12 protein-coding genes are annotated in these 18154 nt (G+C 71.4%); 3 read left to right on the top strand and 9 right to left on the bottom strand.

Translation table 11 applies throughout. The annotated features are described in order from the left end of the window. Nucleotides 1–35: 35 nt before the first annotated feature. The 5 genes from ACWC2T_RS28065 to ACWC2T_RS28045 form a co-directional block, all read right to left on the bottom strand. Nucleotides 36–1592: a phage tail sheath family protein gene (locus ACWC2T_RS28065; protein ID WP_450673136.1), complete on the bottom strand. Its 1557-nt coding sequence runs from the start codon at nucleotides 1590–1592 to the stop codon at nucleotides 36–38. A 197-nt stretch (nucleotides 1593–1789) separates the two neighbouring features. Beyond that, nucleotides 1790–3868 (bottom strand): AAA family ATPase, encoded by a 2079-nt coding sequence (locus ACWC2T_RS28060; protein ID WP_450673135.1) that lies wholly within the window; start codon nucleotides 3866–3868, stop codon nucleotides 1790–1792. Next, nucleotides 3865–4605, bottom strand: coding sequence for a DUF4255 domain-containing protein (locus tag ACWC2T_RS28055; RefSeq protein WP_450673134.1), 741 nt, complete (start codon nucleotides 4603–4605; stop codon nucleotides 3865–3867). Before ACWC2T_RS28055 ends, ACWC2T_RS28060 begins: the two co-directional genes overlap by 4 nt. Then, nucleotides 4602–7784, bottom strand: coding sequence for a TolB family protein (locus ACWC2T_RS28050; protein ID WP_450673133.1), 3183 nt, complete (start codon nucleotides 7782–7784; stop codon nucleotides 4602–4604). The genes ACWC2T_RS28055 and ACWC2T_RS28050 overlap by 4 nt, the downstream gene beginning before the upstream one ends. Before the next feature lie 153 nt (nucleotides 7785–7937). Next, entirely contained in the window at nucleotides 7938–8606 is a 669-nt protein-coding gene (locus tag ACWC2T_RS28045) for a LuxR C-terminal-related transcriptional regulator (protein WP_450673132.1), read from the bottom strand. 270 nt (nucleotides 8607–8876) lie between these two features. Between ACWC2T_RS28045 and ACWC2T_RS28040 the strand changes: the two genes are divergently transcribed. Next, entirely contained in the window at nucleotides 8877–10160 is a 1284-nt protein-coding gene (locus ACWC2T_RS28040) for a COG1470 family protein (RefSeq protein WP_450673181.1), read from the top strand. A gap of 1090 nt (nucleotides 10161–11250) precedes the next feature. After that, complete coding sequence (locus tag ACWC2T_RS28035; protein ID WP_450673131.1) at nucleotides 11251–12585, top strand: eCIS core domain-containing protein; 1335 nt, start codon at nucleotides 11251–11253, stop codon at nucleotides 12583–12585. A 197-nt stretch (nucleotides 12586–12782) separates the two neighbouring features. On the opposite strand, the gene ACWC2T_RS28030 is transcribed toward ACWC2T_RS28035, so the two are convergent. The 3 genes from ACWC2T_RS28030 to ACWC2T_RS28020 are packed head-to-tail and all read right to left on the bottom strand — an operon-like array spanning nucleotide 12783 to nucleotide 15127. After that, nucleotides 12783–13028: a non-oxidative hydroxyarylic acid decarboxylases subunit D gene (locus ACWC2T_RS28030; RefSeq protein ID WP_450673130.1), complete on the bottom strand. Its 246-nt coding sequence runs from the start codon at nucleotides 13026–13028 to the stop codon at nucleotides 12783–12785. A 41-nt stretch (nucleotides 13029–13069) separates the two neighbouring features. Further along, complete coding sequence (gene vdcC, locus ACWC2T_RS28025; protein ID WP_450673129.1) at nucleotides 13070–14497, bottom strand: non-oxidative vanillic acid decarboxylases subunit C; 1428 nt, start codon at nucleotides 14495–14497, stop codon at nucleotides 13070–13072. Nucleotides 14498–14524: 27 nt separating this feature from the next. Further along, nucleotides 14525–15127 carry a non-oxidative hydroxyarylic acid decarboxylases subunit B gene (locus tag ACWC2T_RS28020; protein ID WP_450673128.1) on the bottom strand — a complete coding sequence of 201 codons (603 nt, stop codon included), beginning with the start codon at nucleotides 15125–15127 and terminating at the stop codon, nucleotides 14525–14527. Between the two features lie 84 nt (nucleotides 15128–15211). Between ACWC2T_RS28020 and ACWC2T_RS28015 the strand changes: the two genes are divergently transcribed. Next, nucleotides 15212–16123 carry a helix-turn-helix domain-containing protein gene (locus ACWC2T_RS28015; RefSeq protein ID WP_450673127.1) on the top strand — a complete coding sequence of 304 codons (912 nt, stop codon included), beginning with the start codon at nucleotides 15212–15214 and terminating at the stop codon, nucleotides 16121–16123. Nucleotides 16124–16385: 262 nt separating this feature from the next. Here ACWC2T_RS28015 and ACWC2T_RS28010 read toward each other — a convergent pair whose 3' ends face one another. After that, nucleotides 16386–18137, bottom strand: coding sequence for a cellulase family glycosylhydrolase (locus ACWC2T_RS28010; protein WP_450673126.1), 1752 nt, complete (start codon nucleotides 18135–18137; stop codon nucleotides 16386–16388). Between the last annotated feature and the right edge of the window lie 17 nt (nucleotides 18138–18154).

Here is an 18154-nt window from a genome sequence, read left to right as displayed (position 1 = left end):
GACTGTCTGTCACCTTTCCTTCGCAGACCCGCGGGTCACTCGTCGATGAGGCTGGTGCTGTCGGAGAACTGGGCCAGCCGGAACACCACGAACTCGGCGGGCTTGACCGGACAGACGCCGATCTCACAGACGACGCGTCCCTGGTCGATGGAGGTCTGCGGGTTGTTGTCGCGGTCGCACTTGACGTAGAACGCCTCTTCGGCGGTGCGGCCGAAGAGCGCGCCCCGGCGCCATTCCTCGGTGAGGAACGCGGTGACGTTGCGCCGGATGCTCGACCACAGCCGGTCGTCGTTCGGCTCGAAGACCACCCACTGGGTGCCCAACAGGATGGATTCTTCGAGGTAGTTGAACAGGCGGCGCACGTTCAGATAGCGCCAGGCCGGGTCGGAGGACAGGGTGCGGGCGCCCCAGATCCGGATGCCACGGCCGGGGAAGGCACGCACGCAGTTCACGCCGATCGGGTTCAGCAGGTCCTGCTCGCCCTTGCTGAGCCGGACCTCCAGGTCCACCGCGCCCCGGATCACCTCGTTGGCGGGCGCCTTGTGCACCCCGCGCTCGGCGTCGCTGCGCGCCCACACCCCCGCGATGTGACCGCTGGGCGGGACGGTGGTGTTACGGCCGGCCGCCGGGTCGAAGACCCGCACCCACGGGTAGTAGAGGGTGGCGTACCGGGAGTCGTAGCCCGCCTCCTCGTTGCGCCAGTGCCGCACCTGCTGCGCGGTGAGCCCGGGGGGCGAGTCCAGGACGGCGACCCGGTCGCCCATCTGCTCGCAGTGCGAGATGACCGCGAGCTGCACGGTGCGCACGCCCTCGGCGTCGATGTCACCGCGCTGGTAGGCGCCCATCAGATCCGGGACCGCGACCATGGTGATCTCGTCGATGCTCTCCAGGCCGGCGAAGCCGGTCCGGGCGGAGGAGTCACCGACGTACTCGGCCGGGTCGATCCGGGACACCACGCCGGCGACGGGCGCCGCGGGCGAGGCCGGGGCGTCGGGCACGGCCACCGTCTGGCTGGCCGGGCGCGTCTGCGTGGCGTCACGCTGCTCGGTGACCTCGACCAGCTTCGACGCGCGCAGCTGGGTGACCACATAGCCCTTGACGTTCTTGCGGGTGGAGACGTCGTACGTCTCGACCACCTGCTCGCCTTGGCGGACCAGCAGCTTGAAGCGGTCCTCGGGCGGGTTCTCGCCGTCGGCGTCGGCGATCTCCACCGACACTCCGGAGGTGCCGGGCCTGGCCGTGATCCGGAATCCGCCGAGCGTCAGCGGCTGGGCCGCGGGGGCGTCCCGGGGCCCCTGGCCGCCGCCGGACGGGGCGGCGCCGTCGGCGGAGCCGCCGATGCGCACCACGTAGGCCGTGCCGCCGCCGTTGGAGAAGTAGCCGTACACGGCGTGCGCGAGGTAGGTGCCCTCGGTGAACCCGCCGAACAGCTGGGTGTACTGGTCCCAGTTGGTGACCAGGGTCGGCTCGTGGAAGGGCCCGCTCTGGGCGAACCCGACGAACGCGGCGACGGCGGTGCCGACCCCCTCGATCGGGCGGGCACCGGACTGCACCTCCTCCACGTACACGCCCGGGGTGAGGTACGTCGGCATGCTCGCTCCTTCACGTTCCATCGGACCACCTGCGTCGATGCCGAGTCTCCGGGGCGGATCAGGCTCGGCGGCAGGGGCGCGGGTACCTTGCCGGGGGCAACCGCACTGCCTTTCCGGACGCCCGTGCGGACCGCTGGGGAAGGGAACGGCGTCCCCGACCGCCCGCGTTTCGGCACGGGGCCGGCCGGCGAGGCCCCTCAGGCGCCGAGGACGTCCGCCAGATACGGCCCGAACTCGCTCTCCAGGACCAGCCGGCCGAGCTTGCGGTACTCCTGCACCACCGCCGTCACCAACTGCCGCATGGTCAGCGGGCCCCCGCACTCCGCGGCCAGATAGGCGGCGGTGACCGCGCAGGCCCTGATGGAGCCGCCGGCCAGTTCGAACCGGTCCGCGCAGAAGCCGAGGTCCAGGTCGTCCGCGCGGGGCAGCCGGGTGCCCAGACACCTGTCCCACAGGGCCAGCCGCTGGGCCGCGTCGGGCACCGGGAACTCCGCCACCACGTCGAGCCGACGGGTGAACGCCTCGTCCAGGTTGGCCCGGAGATTGGTGGTCAGCACCGCGATCCCGTCGAAGGACTCCATGCGCTGCAGCAGGTACGCCGACTCGATGTTGGCGTGCCGGTCGTGCGCGTCCTTGACCTCCGAGCGCTTGCCGAAGATCGCGTCGGCCTCGTCGAAGAGCAGGACCGCGTTGACCGCGGACGCCTCGGTGAAGATCCGCTCCAGGTTCTTCTCGGTCTCGCCGACGTACTTGTCGACGACCGTGGACAGATCGACCACGTACAGATCCATGCCGAGGTCCGCGGCGACCACCTCGGCCGACATCGTCTTGCCGGTGCCCGACTCGCCCGCGAACAGCGCGATCACGCCGCGTCCCCGGCCGCCGCCGGGCCGCATCCGCCACTGTCCGAGCACCTGCTCGCGATGGCGGGCGCGGACGGCGAGTTCACGCAGCCGGCGGTGGGTCGCCTCGGGCAGCACCAGGTCGTCCCAGCCGACCGCCGGCTCCACCCGGCGGGCCAGCCGGGCCAGTCCCGCGCCGTTCTGCGCGCGTACGGCGGATCTGAGGTCGTCGGGGCGGACCGGGCGGCCGGCCAGCGCGGCGGAGCGCAGCGCCGCGTCCGCCGCGCGCCGCAGCTGTCCGCCGTCCAGACGGTGCGCGGCGACGGCCTGGGCGAGGGCGTCGGTGTCGCCCGCTACGTCACCCTCGGCGTCGGCCAGGGCCAGAGCGTGCCGCCAGCGCGCGGCCTGCCGCTCGGGGGAGGGCGGAGCCACGGGCAGGACGACCGGGGTGTCCGGCCCCCATGCCGGGTCCCAGCCCTCCCTGCCGTGGGTGAACAGCGGGACGCCGCGCAGCGCCGTGCACAACTCGCTGATGGCGCGGGTTCGTTCGGCCGGTGCCGCGGGCAGTGCCTCCAGCGGGCCCAGCACGATTCCGGCGCCGGTGAGGCGGGCCTCCAGCGCCGCGACCCGGGCGAGCGCGGGCACCTCGCCGGAGCGTCGGGCGAGTGCCGCCGCGTCGAGGACCAGCACGCCCAGCCCCACCGCGCGCAGGGCCGCGCCGGCGAGTCCTGGCGCGTCACCACCCCGGTCGAGCAGATGCACCGACCCCGTTCCGGTGCGGGCGGCACGCGCCGCCCGGCGCACCTCGTCCACGTCGGCCGTCGGGTCGTCCGCGGGCTCGCCGAGCACTCCGGCGAGCCGGGCATCCGGGTCCGTACCGCCCAGCAGATGGCCGGTCACCCGGTCCGGTACCGCGAGCACCCGCGACAGCGGTGGCCGCTCCGGCTCGGTGACCTCCAGCAGTCCGCCCGCGACCAGCGGCGCTCCCGGTGAGAAGTGGAAGCGGGCGGCCGACGCCGAGGCGAGCCCGCACAGTTCCAGTGCCAGGGCGACCGTGGGCCTACGGCGGGTCAGATCGTCGTTGAGATAGCCGTAGAGCCGCTCGAAGCGGTTGTCCAGGTCCGGTGCCAGCGCGATCAGCAGCAGGTCGGTGTCGAGCGGCGACAGCCCGAACCGTGCGGCGAGCGTGCCGAGCACGGAATCGGGCGGCGGGGACAGCGGCTCGTGTCCGGGCACGTCGAGCCCGCCCGGATCGTTCAGGATCCGCTCCACGGCCTCGGGGGAGAGGTACTGGCCGCGGTAGGGGTCGTCGGGGTCGGGATCGACGGCACGACGGGCGGCCACCGCGTGGCGGACCCGCTCCTCGACCAGCCGCAGCCGCTCCCACAGGGGATCCGTGCCGGCCGCGGTGACGACATCGGCGGGGTACGTCACGGCTGGCGGCCCCCTCTGCGGCGGCGGGCGGGCGCCGGGTGCCGCTCGCGCGGACCGGCGAAACCGTCCGGACCCGGGTCGCTCACGCCCTCGTAGCGCAGCCGTCGCCCCGGCACCGGATCCCCGTCCTGCCGCTGATCCGTGTCCTGCTGGTGTGCCCCGTCCTGCCGGTGATCCGTGGCCCGCACCACGAGGCCCTCGGTCACCGGGGGCGCGGCCGTCCTGCTCGCCCCGGCGAGCGGCGCTCGCACCCGCACACCGAGCGATGCCTTCAGCTCGCCGCCGAGTGCCGACCACACATCAGAGGCGGACGGGCCTTCGGGCCCCGCTCCGGCGGTGTCCAGCGAGACGGTCAGGCCCAGTTCGGCCAGCGAGCCCGTGAGCAGCCGCTCCGGCAGCGCGTCGACGGCCACCAGCGTGGCCAGCACCTGGGCCAGCAGCCGATGCTCGTCCTGCGGGCGGCTCGCCCACGCCGTGACCAGGTACGTCAGCTCGAACCAGCGGGGCGGGGTGCGGCGTGCCACCACACGTCCGTCCGCGTCGTACACCTCCCCGGCGCCGCTGCCACGCCGACTCGCGTCTTCCCGGATGTCGTACAGGAACGCGCAGACGGTGGGGGCGTTGCGGCGCGCGGCCCAGTCCCGGGTCGGCGCGTCGAGGACGATCTCGACTCCGGACGCCTCCAGCCCCGACTCCGCGAGCAGACCGCGCAGTGCCTCGTCGACCTCGTGGATCACCGGCGGGTCACCTCGTCCGGCGGCTGCACACTGCCGTTCACCACCAGGAAGTCGGTCTTCACCGGGGAGAATCCGGGTCCGCTCGCGGTGATCGTCCGCGGACCCGTCTGGTCCTTGGTGAGGATGAGCAGCTGGCCGATGAAGGTGCCGTCCGGCTGGGGCACGGTCGGTGCCGCGGCGGCGGTGATCCCCGGCTTCCAGCTGAAGCGCACCGGGACGCCCGGCGGGAAGTCCTTGCCGCGCACCGAGGTGACGAAGCCGGGCTTGCCGATCGGCGGGACGGCGACGATCTTCGGCTGCAGGATCCGCAGCGTGGTGTGCGCCTTGTTGTCCCGAGGGTCGGCGTCCGTGCCGGTGGTGGTGAGGGTGCCGGTGGCCCGACCGGTCAGCGCGTGGTCGGGGGAGAGCACCACCCGTACGACGGTGGAGTCGCCCGCTGTCAGGTCCGGCAGCGCACACACCCACCGGGTGTCGCAGCCCGCCGGCGGCCCGCCGTTCGGGATCCCGGAGGGCAGGCCTATCCGCAGCCGCAGCCCGGTCGCCAGGGCGTTACGGCCGTTGCGCACGGTGTACGTCACCACGACCCGGCCGCCGACATAGCCCGGGTCGGGCTGGGCCGTGACCCGGACGCCGGGGCCGGCCTTCGGGGCGGGCGGCGTCGGTGGGGTGGGGGGCGTCGGAGGTGTCGGCGGCGTCGGAGGCGGGGTGGGAGGGTTGGCCTTGTGCACCGGTACCACGGTCCGGGCGGTGTTGTCGTCGGGCCGCGGGTCGATCACGCTCCCGGTGACCGACCAGTCCACCGGCTGGTCGCCGACGGTGAGCCCGGTCAGCGTCACGGTCACCGGCACGGTCGTGCCGGGCGGCACCACACCGATGTCGCACTGCAGCAAGGCGGCGTCACAGGTGCCGCCCGGCCGGCGGATCCTGCTCACGCTCACCCCGGCCGGCGGCGCGATGGTCAGCCGGGTGCCGGGCGAGGCGGCCGGGCCGTTGTTGACGACGTCGACGCGGACGTCCGCGGAGTGACCGACGGTGACCGCGGGCACGGTGCCCGGGGCGTGCACGGCCAGGTCCACGGACTGCTGGATGCTCGGCTCCTTCTGCCGCCCCGGCAGTTCCAGGGTGAGCGCGCTCAGATGGCCGGTGGCCACATTCAACCGATGCAGCTTCTCCGGGCAGTTGACCGGCGTGTCGGTGCGTGCGCTGAAGACGATTCCGGTGCCGTCCGCGGTCCAGGCCGCGTCACGCGGCTGGTGCGGTCCGGTGACCGAGCTGTCGGGCAGCTCCCGGCGGCAGACGTCGGCGTCGCCGCGGGCCGACTCGGGCAGCAGCACCTGACAGGTGTCGCCGGACACGGAGGTGAGCACCATGCCGTTGTGCTCGTCGACCTGGCCGCCGCCGTTCTTGCGGTTGAAGGCGATCTGCCGGCCGTCCGGCGAGAACGCGGGACTGTCGTCGATGACCGCGCAGGTGCCGGGGCAGATCGTCGCGCTCAGATCGCGCTGCTGGTCCAGATGGTCCACCGGCACGGTCCAGATGTGCTTGTTGCCGCCGTTCCCGTCGATGGTCATGTCGCGGGTGAAGGCGAGCGTGGTGCCGTCGGAGGACCAGGTGGGCTGGGCGTCGCCGCCCGTCTGCCGGCCGGCCGGCGGCACGATCTCGTGCACGATCGCACCGGTGGACGCGTCGGCGATCAGGATGTGCCCGGGACCGGAGGCGGAGCCGACCCCACCCGGCGACGTCCGGGTGAACGCGATGAACCTGCCGTCCGGCGAGAACGTGGGGTCGGTGTCCCAGTCCTTCGGTCCGCGCCCGGCGAGCGGCATGGGCGCGGCGTTGGAGCCGTCGGCGTCCACCGTCCAGATCCGCTCGATCCGGTGGTCCGTGTCCCCCTCGAACCGTGTCACCACGATGCGCCGGCCGTCGGGCGTGTAGTTCTGCCGCTCGGTCCACGGGTCGTACCCGGCCGCCGGGTTGAACAGGGGGTCCTTGGCCGGATCGGTGTTGCTGTCGGCCGCCGGGTCCTCGTTCAGGATGGTCAGCCCGAGGTCACGCGGGTCGGCGCCGTCCGCCCGGACGTCCTGGAGGGTCACCACATGCGGACCGTGCACGCCGTTCGCCGTGTTGCTGCCCTTCGCCGAGGTGCGGTCCACCACGACATAGCCGCCGTTCTGCGGGCCGACCCAGGTTGGCGTGCCGACGGCGCGGTCCTCCATGAGCACCAGGTTCGGGCCCGACGCGCGGTTCTGTACCTGGTACACGTGGTCCCAGTCGCCCTCGCAGCCACAGGTGCGGTCCGGGCTGAGGAACAGCACGCCCTCCCCATCGGGCGTCCACGCTGCCCCATGGGTCCGCCAGCCGGTCGGTGCGCCGGTGAGCAGCGGCTGGTCGCCGGCCGTGCCGCCGGTCACCCGCAGCCGGGGGCCCGTCGAGTTGTCGGAGGCGGTGGGGGTGGAGGTGTACGCGATGAGGTCCCGGTGCGCCGGGTCGTTCACCGGGTTCCACACCGGTTCCGTCGCCTTGTTGCCCAGCGTGCCGGTCACCCGGACCGGGGTGCCGCCGGCCAGCGGGCGCACGTAGATCTGCTCCCCGAGGACCGCGTCGCTGTCACAGGCGTACGCCAGGCGCTGCCCGTCCGGCGACACCGTCGGGCTCTCCTCGTTCGCCGGTGTGTCGGTCAGCCGGGTCAGCCCGGTGCCGTCGGTGCGCACCAGCCACAGGTCGCGCTGCTTCCTGCCGTTCGGGCCGCCGGGCTCCGCCGAGTCGAACACCACGGACTTGCCGTCCGGGGTCAGCCGGGGGTGTGCCGCGTCCCGGCCGCTGGTCAGCTTGCGCACCGAGCCGTCGGGGGCGCGTAGATAGATCTGCGGGTTCTTCTCGTCGCGGCGGCCGGCGAACACCATCGTGTCGCCCAGGGCCGACGGCTCGACGTCGTAGTGCGCCGGGCCCGCCCCGAACAGCGGCTCGCTGTCCTTGGTGTCGATCACCTTGCCGAGGCTGCGGTGCCCGGTGCCGGCGTAGGCGATCCGGGTGGCGGAGGAGTCGACGGCCTTGGGCTGGGCCTGGGCGCTGCCCGGTCCCGAGGCCGCCGTCAGCGCGAGCAACGGGACCAGCAGGAGCAACGAGGCTCCGAATCTCCCCAGCCGACGCCGCCCGCCGGGGTCAGCGGTGCCGTTCACGGTCCACCTCGCAGTCTCGGAACACATGGGTCGCCCCGCCACTCTGCGTCCGTGGGGGCGTCGCGCGGCAGGGCGGCGGGGCCCTGCCAGAGGGAAGCGCGGGCTGCGCTTTCGGGCAACACCACGCTCCTGCAAACAGCAGGTGACGCCCACTCAGATAAGTCCGTTGCGCAGTGCGTAGCCGACGGCATGAGCCCGATTGCGTAACTGCAGACGTGTGGTGATCTCATGCAGCACGTTCTTGACGGTCCGTTCGGAGTACGACGTCTTGCGCGCTATCTCCGCGGTGTCGAACCCGTCCGCCACCAGGCGCAGCATGTCCGCCTCGCGCGCGGTCAGCGTGGACAGGGCCAGACCGTGCGGATCGAGCGCCGCGCGCTGCAAGTTGCCGACATGGCTCAGCAACTTGCCGAGCAGGTCACCGGGGAGCACGCCTTCGCCATTGGCCAGCGCGAGCACCAGATGAAGGAGCCGGTCCTGGTCCGCCTCGGAGCGCCGCAGCACCGCCGCGACACCGCACTCGACGACCCGCTGCAGCGCCGCGGACTCGAAGGAACCGACCACGAGTCCGGTGCGCGTCGCACGGTTGCGCTGCAACCGCTGCAGCAGGGCCATCACCTCGTCGTCCACGGAGTCGACGACCACGAGGGACGCGTGTGCCCGTTCCGCGTCGGTGTCGTCCAGCAGCTCCACCTCGGGACGCTGGCGGAGCTGCTGGACGACACCGATGCGCAGGACCAGGTCCTGGGCGTACACGGCGACGGAGACCCGGTACGGCCGGCCGGCCGTACCGGCCTGATGTTCTGCTGCGGAGAGGGACATGCGGAGTCCTGTTCCAGTCGGAGTGGCGAAGGGGTGCGGAAGGCCGCGGAAGCTGAAAAGGGGACGGCGCGGGGCCCGCCGGAGGTCCGCGGGCCGGTGCATGAGTCATCAACAGGCATGCCAGTCCGGCAAGTTGTCCCGGACCGCGCGGGGCACGCGCACTGCCCGGATGTTGCCCTCGCACCTCTCGTGGCCGTCCGGAGGCGGTTCTACGGTCGTCGCGTGACGCCTTCTGCAGCCTCTTCCGGCCCTGGACTGCCCGGGCTCGACATGCCCGACGTGACAGTGACCCCGGGCGGTACCGCCTCGACCCGGCTGACCGTACGCAACGACAGTGACATCGTCGAGGCGTACACATTGGAGGTCGTCGGTGACTGTGCGGCCTGGGCCACCGTGGAACCCGAGCGGGTCTCGCTGTATCCCGGCACCTCCGAGACGGTGGCCATCCGGCTGGACCCGCCCCGCTCGCCCGAGGTCCGCGCGGGCGATGTGCCGCTGGCCGTACGCGTGCTGCCGGCGGAGCACCCCGAGGCCGTCACGGTGCCCGAAACGACGGTGCACGTGGAGGAGTTCCACGAGCTGCGCACCGAGATCCTGCCGCGCCGCCGGCGTGGCTGGCTCCGCGGCCGCTACCGGCTGGCGGTGCGCAACGAGGGCAACGCCCCGGCCCGGATCGCCCTGACACCGGAACAGCCGGGGGAGGAGCTGCGGTTCGCGTTCACTGCCGCCGAACTGCCGCTGGAGCCAGGAGAGTCGGTGGAGACCCGGCTGCGGGTGCGCACCGGCAAGCCGGTCTGGTTCGGCAAGCCCGTGGTCTGGCCATTCACTGTACGTGCGACGGACACCGCGGCGGCTGAGCGTGCCGAACGGCCCGGTGCTCTCGTTCGGCCGCCGCTGGAAGCCGAGTTCGTTCAGATCCCGGTCTTCCCCAAGTGGCTGCTCGCGGTGCTCGCGGCTCTGATCGCGCTGGTGCTCGCTTGGTTCGCGCTCGTCCGTCCGGCGGTGCGCAGCGCCGCCAAGCAGGCCGCCAACGAGGTGGTCCAGCCGCGGCCCACGCCCGGCGGCCAGAACGGGCAGTCTCCAGGGACCGGTTCCGGGGACAAGGCGGGTACGGGTACCCAGGGCGGCAAGGGTTCGACGTCGGGCAAGGGCGGCGGTGGCGGCACCGGCGCAGACGGCGGCGATGGCGGCACCGGTCAGCAGAGTTCGGCCACGATCGATGTACAGACGTCCGGCGGGCAGGACAAGACCGGCGCGTATGTGGTGCCCAAGGGCAAGGTGTTCGGGATCACGGACATCGTGGTCGCCAACTTCCAGGGCGACGAAGGCATCATGACCATCACCTTCGGCGACCGGAAGATCACCACGATCGCTCTGGAGACCTTCCGCAATCAGGACTACCACTGGGTCACCCCCATCAAGATCCCTGAGGACGCCAAGGTCGCCGTGAAGGTGACATGTGCGAAGCCCGGTACTCCGGCAACCGGCCAGCAGGCACAGCAGTGTCATGAGGTCCTGAACGTCAGTGGCGTACTCAGCGACGTCACCCGGTGACATCGCTCCCTCGAACATCGTTCGCCCCGTAGGGCACGAGTGGAAGAGGAGAATCCCACTCCGGCCGAAAACCGGCAGAGCGCGGGATGGTTCCGACACATTTCGCAGAATGCCGGAAGCCCGGAAACGTGGGCCTCCGGCGGGCTTCCGCCCGGCTCCGGCGAGTGCAACTGCTCTGAGCGATTGGCCGGTTCAGGCACCTGACACCATGCCTTGCAGGTGCGAAGGCATCCTGAGTGGGTGTCAAGGCGGCGCGCCACGTCGGCATGCGTCGGACCTCGATGCCCTCGCGGCGCAGGCCCCCGCCGGACGGTCCGCCGAGGCCCGGGAGATCGTCGAGGTGATCGCCTGTCCAGCGGGCGACGCGGTGGCTTCGTGCAGGGAGTGGTTCTGCGCGTCGACGGCGGCCGCACTGCCGTCTGACCGGCCCGACAGGGGGGAATGCGCCGCACGTGCCCGGGCCCCTGGCCGCGGCGCCCTGTCGCGGAGGGGCACCGGCCCCCGTTTCCCTTGCCGACGGAGTGCCGATACGCAGCCCGCGAAGGTGCCCGGTCCGCCGGTCACCCGGTCGCCGTCCGGTCGAGCGCTGCGATGAGCCGCCGCAGACGGCGGCGGGAGTCGGCGGGCGGCACCGTCCGGGGTGCGCCGCAAGAGAGGGTGCCCGACCACGGGTGGCCAGGTCACGCGGGCCTGCAGCGGCTGCTGCCGGCCCGGCGCAGCGAGCGAAGGCCCGCCCGGACGCGACCGTCGCCGGCTTCACGTCCGTGATGAGCGCCTGTCCCTCGGGCGCCCGCGGAACCCAGGTCCTGCCGCTGCCGCGCGGAAACGCGGTCGGCTCGTCGTACCAGGCGGGGCTGCCCGGGCGGGGGAACCCGACCCACCGCAGGTCCCCGAGCGCGTCGAGTGCCATGCCGTCGGGGACCGGCGAGTTCGGTTGCCCGCTCGGCAGCCGGCAGCACACCCGGCTTCTTCGGTACCCGTCCGACGGCAGTCCCCTTGCCCGCAAGGCTGCCCTCGCGTTCATTCCGCGGCTCGGCGGGGCCGGGCAGGCTCTGGTGTTGAAGTGTGTCCGCCTTCGAGGGGAGCGCCCGTGCGCGCGCACGACAAGGAGAACGAGCAGAGCGACACGCGGTCCGCGCCGCGTCGGCCGGCCGGCCCGGCGCCCGCCGGGCTGGAGGCGCTGCAGCGAGCGGTGGGCAACGAGGCGGTGACGCGGGCCGTCGCACGGGAGCGGGACGGGCAGGTGCAGCGTCGCTCCCTGGTGCACGATGTGCTGCGCTCTCCCGGCAGGCCCATGGACGCCCGGCTACGTGAGGAGATGGAGGCCCGGTTCGGGGGCGCCGACTTCAGCGGTGTGCGCGTCCACTCGGACGAGGTCGCCCGCCGCTCGGCGGTGGAGATCCAGGCCAAGGCGTACACCTCGGGGGCGCATGTGGTCGACGGCGGCCGGATGACGAAGGAGGACTGGGCGCACGAGCTGACCCACTACCTGGACCAGCAGGCCGGCCCGGTTCCCGGTACGGACAACGGCTCGGGCCTGCGCGTCTCGGATCCCGCCGACGCGGGAGAGCGCCGCGCGGTCGCCAACGCGCGCAGGGTGATGAGCGGCGGCGCGCCGGTGCAGCGGACGGCCGAGGAGCACACGAGCGGCCACCCCACCGGCAGCCGCCGGACCCACGCGGCCTCGCCCGTCCAGCGGAACGAGGACGACGACCTGCGCAACGCCAAGACGCCGGACGAGATCCTTGCCGCCCTGAAGAAGTCGGGCCATTCGGACGACGACGCCTGGCAGTTGATGCAGTACATGACCTCCCAGCAGTTCCGGCCCGGTGAGGGGCAGAGCGAGTTCAACATCCTCGACAGCATCAAGCAGGCCTCGCAGCAGCGGATTGCCGCGGTCCGCAGGAGGCAGGCCGGAGAGCTGCTGGCCAAGCGGTGGACGATCCGTCACTACACGGGCCGTGATCCGGAGAACCCGCCGAGTTTCACGGAGATCGCGTCGACGTACGAGAACGCGGCCGCCGGCCGGGCGAGCGAGCACACGAATGTCGCCGACTGGCGCTCGCTCGGCAATATCAAGTTCACGTTCTACCTGGTGGCCGTGGACGGCCAGGTGCCCCAGCGCAACTGGCTCAACAACACGCACTGGTACGCGGAGTGGGACCTCGACGAGATCGCGGACTGCTGGATCTCCCCGGACCTGCTGGAGAAGATGAACAAGTCCATGGACGCCGACGCGGCCCGAGAGACGATGAAGACGGCCAAGGCGTTCCGCGGCACCGGCGCGCAACTCAAGGAACTGCTCGCGGTCAGCGCCTTCGGTAGTGGCAACGATCCGGCCGCCGCCCTCGACACCGCGATCGGCGGCGCCTTCGAGCTGAAGGTCCCCGGCGGGCTGACGGTCAAGGAGTGGAAGAAGAAGTAGGTCCCGGCGAACCGTCCGGCCCACGGGCTGACCAGCAGGCCCGGCCGCTGGCGGGATCGGAAGAGCCGGACCCTTGAACATTTCTGGGGCTGGTTCTCGGGGCGATGTGGCGATGCATGTCAAGACATGACCGACGTTGCTCCCCCCTGGATCCGAGTCTTGTCCCACCAAGGCCCGCACACACACCCGCTACGTCATCAACTGCGGCCTGTCAGAGGAGGGACGGCGGGCACCTCGATCGCGTTCTCGATGTCGGCCTCCGTCAGCTTGAACGCCTCGGGGTAGGCGTCGCGGCGGGTGCGGCGGGCGGGTTCGATGGTGCGCCAGGTATAGAGGCAGCGCGGGCACTGCAGCACGTCCCACACACCGGGGACCGGGGACGCGGCGAGCTGGGTGATCGTGTCGAAAGCGCAACGGGGGCACTCAAGGTGCTCGTCGTTCACGGGATTTGTCCTTTCAGGGAGGAGGGGAGGAGTGACAGGCGTCAGTGGCGGTCGGCGATGAGGCGCTGCAGGCGGGCCGTCCATTCTGCGGTCTCGGGCAGGTCCTTGGCCGGGGTCGAGAAGTTGCCGCGGACGTCCGGGGCGACCGGCGTCGTCGCATCGATGATCATCTTGCTGGTGATGCCGACGGGCTGCGCGGCGGGCGCGAGTTCCAGGACGGACAGGTTGGGGATGACGACGACGTCGTCCTTCGGGTTGACCTTGGCGGACATGGCCCACATGACCTGCGGCAGGTTGAACGGGTCGACGTCCTCGTCGACGAGGATCACCTGGGCCACGTAGCCAAGTCCGTGCGGCGTCGTCATGGCGCGCATGCCGACGGCCTTGGCGAAGCCGCCGTACCGCTTGGCCGTGGAAATGATCACCATCAGGCCGTGCGTGTACATGGCGTTGACCGCCTGCACCTCGGGGAACTCGGCGCGCAGCTGCTTGAGCAGCGGCACGCACGTGTTGGGTCCGACGAGGTAGTCGCACTCGGTCCACGGCATGCCGAGATAGAGGGACTCGAAGATCGGGTTCGTGCGGTACGAGACGCGGTCCACGCGGATGACGGGCATGCGGCGGCCGCCCGAGTAGTGTCCGGTGAACTCGCCGAAGGGGCCCTCGATCTGACGCTTGCGAGACTCGATGACGCCCTCGATGACGACCTCGCTCCCCCAGGGCACGTCGAAGCCGGTGAGCGGCGCGGTGGCGATCGGCGCGGGCGCGCCGCGCAGGGCGCCCGCCATTTCGTACTCGCTCTGGTCGTACGCCATCGGCATCCCGGCCACGATCGCCATCACCGGGTCGTTGCCGAGGGCGATGGCGATGGGCAGGTCCTCGCCCCTCTCCTCGGCCTTGCGCAGGTGCTGGGCGACGTCGTGCATCGGGACGGGCTGGAAGGCGAGCCGGTCCCGGCCGATGACCTGGATCCGGTAGGTGCCGACGTTCTGCTTCCCGAAGTCGTCCGGGTCCTCGGGGTCGCGGGAGACGACGGCGGCCTTGTCGAGATAGAAGCCACCGTCTCCGTCGTTGAGGCGGAACAGCGGCAGCACGGAGAACAGGTCGATGTCCTCACCCTCCCGGGTGTTCTCGCGCCAGGGCGCGTCCTCGCGGCGCTCGGGCGCGACGGGGAACGCGTCCCAACGGCGGGCGAACTCCTCGACCTGCTCCTTGACCGGGGTGTTCCGCGGCAGTCCGAGGGCGAGCGCGTGGTTGGCCCAGGAGCCGTGGACGTTGAGGGCGATGCGGGCGTCGGTGAAGCCCTTGACGTTGTCGAAGTAGAGCGCGGGGGCGTTCTCGCCGATGCGGCCCGTCGCATTGGCGGCGGCCGCGAGATCCGGCTCGGGCAGCACCTCGTCGGTGATGCGCAGCAGCTGCCCTTCCTTCTCCAACCTGTCCAGGAAACTGCGCAGATCGTCGTATGCCATAGGGAACTCCTTTGCGGTTGAGAAATGTCAGGCGGCGTCAGCCGACGATCGGGAGGCCGTGCGCGCCGCGCGCATCCCGGCCCAGCGCTTGGCGGCGGGCGCGGGCAGGTCGAACTGGTCGAGGATGCGGGCCGTGATGTGGTCGACGATGTCGTCGACGGTCCGCGGGTTGTTGTAGAAGGCGGGCATGGGCGGCACCACGTGCACGCCCATGCGGGCAAGTTCGAGCATGTTCCGGAGGTGGATCTCGCTCAGCGGTGTCTCGCGCGGGACGAGGACCAGCTTGCGGCGCTCCTTCAGGACGACGTCGGCGGCGCGGGCCACGAGCCCCTCGGCATAGCCGGTCCTGATCCCGGCGAGGGTCTTCATGGAGCACGGCACGATCACCATGCCGTCGGTGCGGAACGAACCGGAGGAGATGGTGGCGCCCTGGTCCTCGGGATGGTGCGTGACATCGGCGAGCGCGGACACGCCGGCCACGGACAGGCCCGTCTCCAGCTCGATGGTGGTGCGCGCCCACCGGGACAGCACCAGATGCGTCTCCACGTCCGGCAGCTCCCGCAAGTGCTCCAGGAGCCGGACACCGAACGGGGCTCCCGTCGCCCCGGTCATTCCCACGACCAACCGCACAAGACCACTCCTCACACCTCGCTGACCTGTGTTTCCACGCTAGGAGGCGGTTCTGGGCGGGCGGCGGTACCCTCGGGACTCACGATGGGGAAAAACGGACAGTCTGAGGTCAAGGAGCTGGCCTACACCCCGACCGTGGGCGCCGCGGCCGGGGTCGAGGTGATGGAGCTCGCCGATCTGTACGAGCGCTCGCGCCGCCATGGCAACGACCCGTACGTGCCGCTGCGGCCCGCCTTCCACCAGCTGATCGGCGCCCGCTCGCGGCCGCTGCGGATGTGGGTGGACTTCGTCGAGCACGAGCTGCGGCCCGGGTCGTGGCTGTGGATCCGACCGGGTCAGGTGCAGCGGTTCGGCCCCGACCTGGTGGCGGCGGACGGGGTCGTGGTGCTGTTCCAGCCGGGCTTCCTGCCGTCGGCCACGGTGTCGGCGGCGCACATGGACCCGCCCTACGAGCAGTGTCCGACGACGCCGGACAGCGCGGCGGCGGAGGGCCTGCGGCGGGCGCTCGACCACCTCTCGTACGAGTACGGTGCGATGGCCTCGCTTCCCCTCCAGGCACACACCGAGGTGTTGCGCGCGCTGCTGTCCGTCCTTGTGGTGCGGTTCGCACAGGCGCGCGGCCCGGCGCCCCGGCCGACCCCCGCGTCAGAGACTTTCCGCCGTTTCCACTCGGCCGTGGAGCGGGACCATGCGGTGACCCGACGCGTGGAGGACTACGCAGCGGCGCTCGGCTACAGCCCGCGCACCCTGACCCGTGCGACGCTCGCCGCGACGGGACGTACCGCCAAGCAGTACATCGACGACCGGGTGCTGCTCGAGGCGAAGCGGCTGCTGTGGCACAGCGGTCTCGCCGCGAAGGAGGTCGCGCACCGGCTCGGGTTCACCGACGCCAGCGACTTCACGAAGTTCTTTCGGCTACGGACGGGCGTGACGCCGGGCGCTTTCCGCGAAGACCCATCGCCACGTCATCAGAATGGGCACCACACGCCCACCTGAACGCTCCTCGCTGCACCGTCATCGCCCAGGCCTACCGCAGGACAGGTTGGCGCATGGCCTGCCCCCGGCCGGGGCCCTCAGCACCCGGCTCGGGCTGCCGGGCCAGGGCTTGCCCTGCGGTTGCTCATCGGCAGACAGTGAAGTTGTCGGCGAGCGCGGCCTGAGAGGTCAGTCGATCAAGGCCTCTACCTGGTTGGATGATGTATGGGCACGCGCAGCCCGGCTGCCGGGGGCGGCAGCCGGGGCTACGGGAGGACTGCGGTCAGGAGGCGGTGCCGGTCACCGTGGTGCCGGACTTGGTCAGGTGGTACGTGACGGTGGCGCCGGACCAGAAGTGGAAGGTGAGCGTCACCGGGGCGCCGTCCTTGAGCGACTTGAGGAAATCGGCCTTGACGGTGGTGGTGTTGGCGCTGTAGTCGGGGCCGTAGTTGGCGAACGACTGGAACGTGGTCCAGGAGGCCGGGCCGGCGGCGGTGCCGTCGGCGTAGGTGGACTCCACGTTGGCCATCAGGTCACCGTTGAACCGGGTCGGGATGGTGAGCCCGTCGGCGGTTCCGGTGGCGTCGGAGAGCACCGGCTTGTCGTACGAGCGCACGTTGAGCTGCCAGGGGACTCCGTCGGAGTACCGGACCTGGAGTGTCGCGTCGACGCCGTGGGTGCGGTCGCCGGCGAGCCGGGTGAGGGCGTCCGCGGTCAGCGTCAGCTGGTCGCCGTCGAGGGTGTAGTCGCGGAAGGGGACCAGCTGCCGGTCGCCCTGCCAGAGCCCGGTGAAGGTGAGGCCGTTGCGGTTCAGGGTGATGGTCTGTGCCGTGATGGGGGCGGACTTCGGCAGGAAGATGTTGTCGGTGGAGGCGGTGCCCGAACGGGTGGTCCAGGACGCCTTGATCAGGGCTGCCAGCTCGGGGTCCCGCCACTGCATGGTGGAGCGGTTCAGGAAGTCGTTTTCGGCGTCCCAGACCGCGCTGGTCATGCCGTTGGCCCGGGCCTCGTAGTTGACCGCCTCGAAGTACTTCAGCATCTCCCCGCGCTCGACGACGCCGGAGTAGGGCGAGGTGAGCAGGCCGTATTCGCCGAGGTAGACGGGGATGCCCTTGGCGACGAGGGTGTCGTGCACCCGGGCGAAGCCGTCGGTCAGGTCCTTCTGGGTCCTGGCGTCGAATGTCGTGCCGTTGGCGATGTTCACGCTGAACGGATAGAAGCTGTAGTAGTGCACGGTCGCCACCAGGTTGCGGTCGTGCAGCGAGTTGATCGTCGTCGACAGGTCGTCGAGCCAGTGCTGGGCGGAGTTGGTCTCCTCCGAGGGCAGGACGAGCAGGCGGTCCTTGTTCCGCCCGCCGGAGTTGCGGACGATGCTGTGGAACGAGGTGTTGAGCTCTCGCAGGTACTGGGTCTTCTGGGCGTCGGTCGCGTTGGAGAACTGCGGCTCGTTGATGCTCTCCATGAGCAGCGTGCGTGGCTCGTCCTTGAAGGCGGTGGCGATCTGCTGCCAGGTCGAGTTGAACCGCGCCATGATGGTGTCGTGGTCGGTGGACATGTTCTCGATCCACTTCCACGAGTCGTGGTGGACGTTGATCTCGACGTAGAGGCCGTCCGCCAGCGCCAGGTCGACCACCTGCTTGACCCGCTTCATCCACACCGGGTCGATGGTGTAGGGGGCGGTGTCGGACTGGTGGGGGAACCAGGTGACGGGGATGCGGACGCTCCGGAAGCCCCGGGCCCGGAGGCCGTCGAAGGTCGCCTTGGTGGTGAGCGGGTTGCCCCAGGAGGTCTCGTCGGGGATGGCGTCCAGGGTGTTGCCGAGGTTCCAGCTGGGCTGCATCTGGGCCACGGCGGCCATCGGGTCGTGCGGGACCCTGGCCCCTGCCGCCTCGGCTGCGGGCTGGGGCTGCTCGGCCGGTGCGGCGGCGGCCGTGCCACAGGCGAGGCTGCCTGCGGTGAACAGGGCCACCACGAGGCCGGCCGTCCGGTGGAGTCGGCGGTGGCGCGGTCGCGCGGTATGCGGTGCGTCATTCACGGCGTGTCCCTTTCGTG

Source organism: Streptomyces sp. NPDC001393 (genome assembly GCF_053597455.1).
This window is presented reverse-complemented; position numbering and strand designations above follow the sequence as displayed.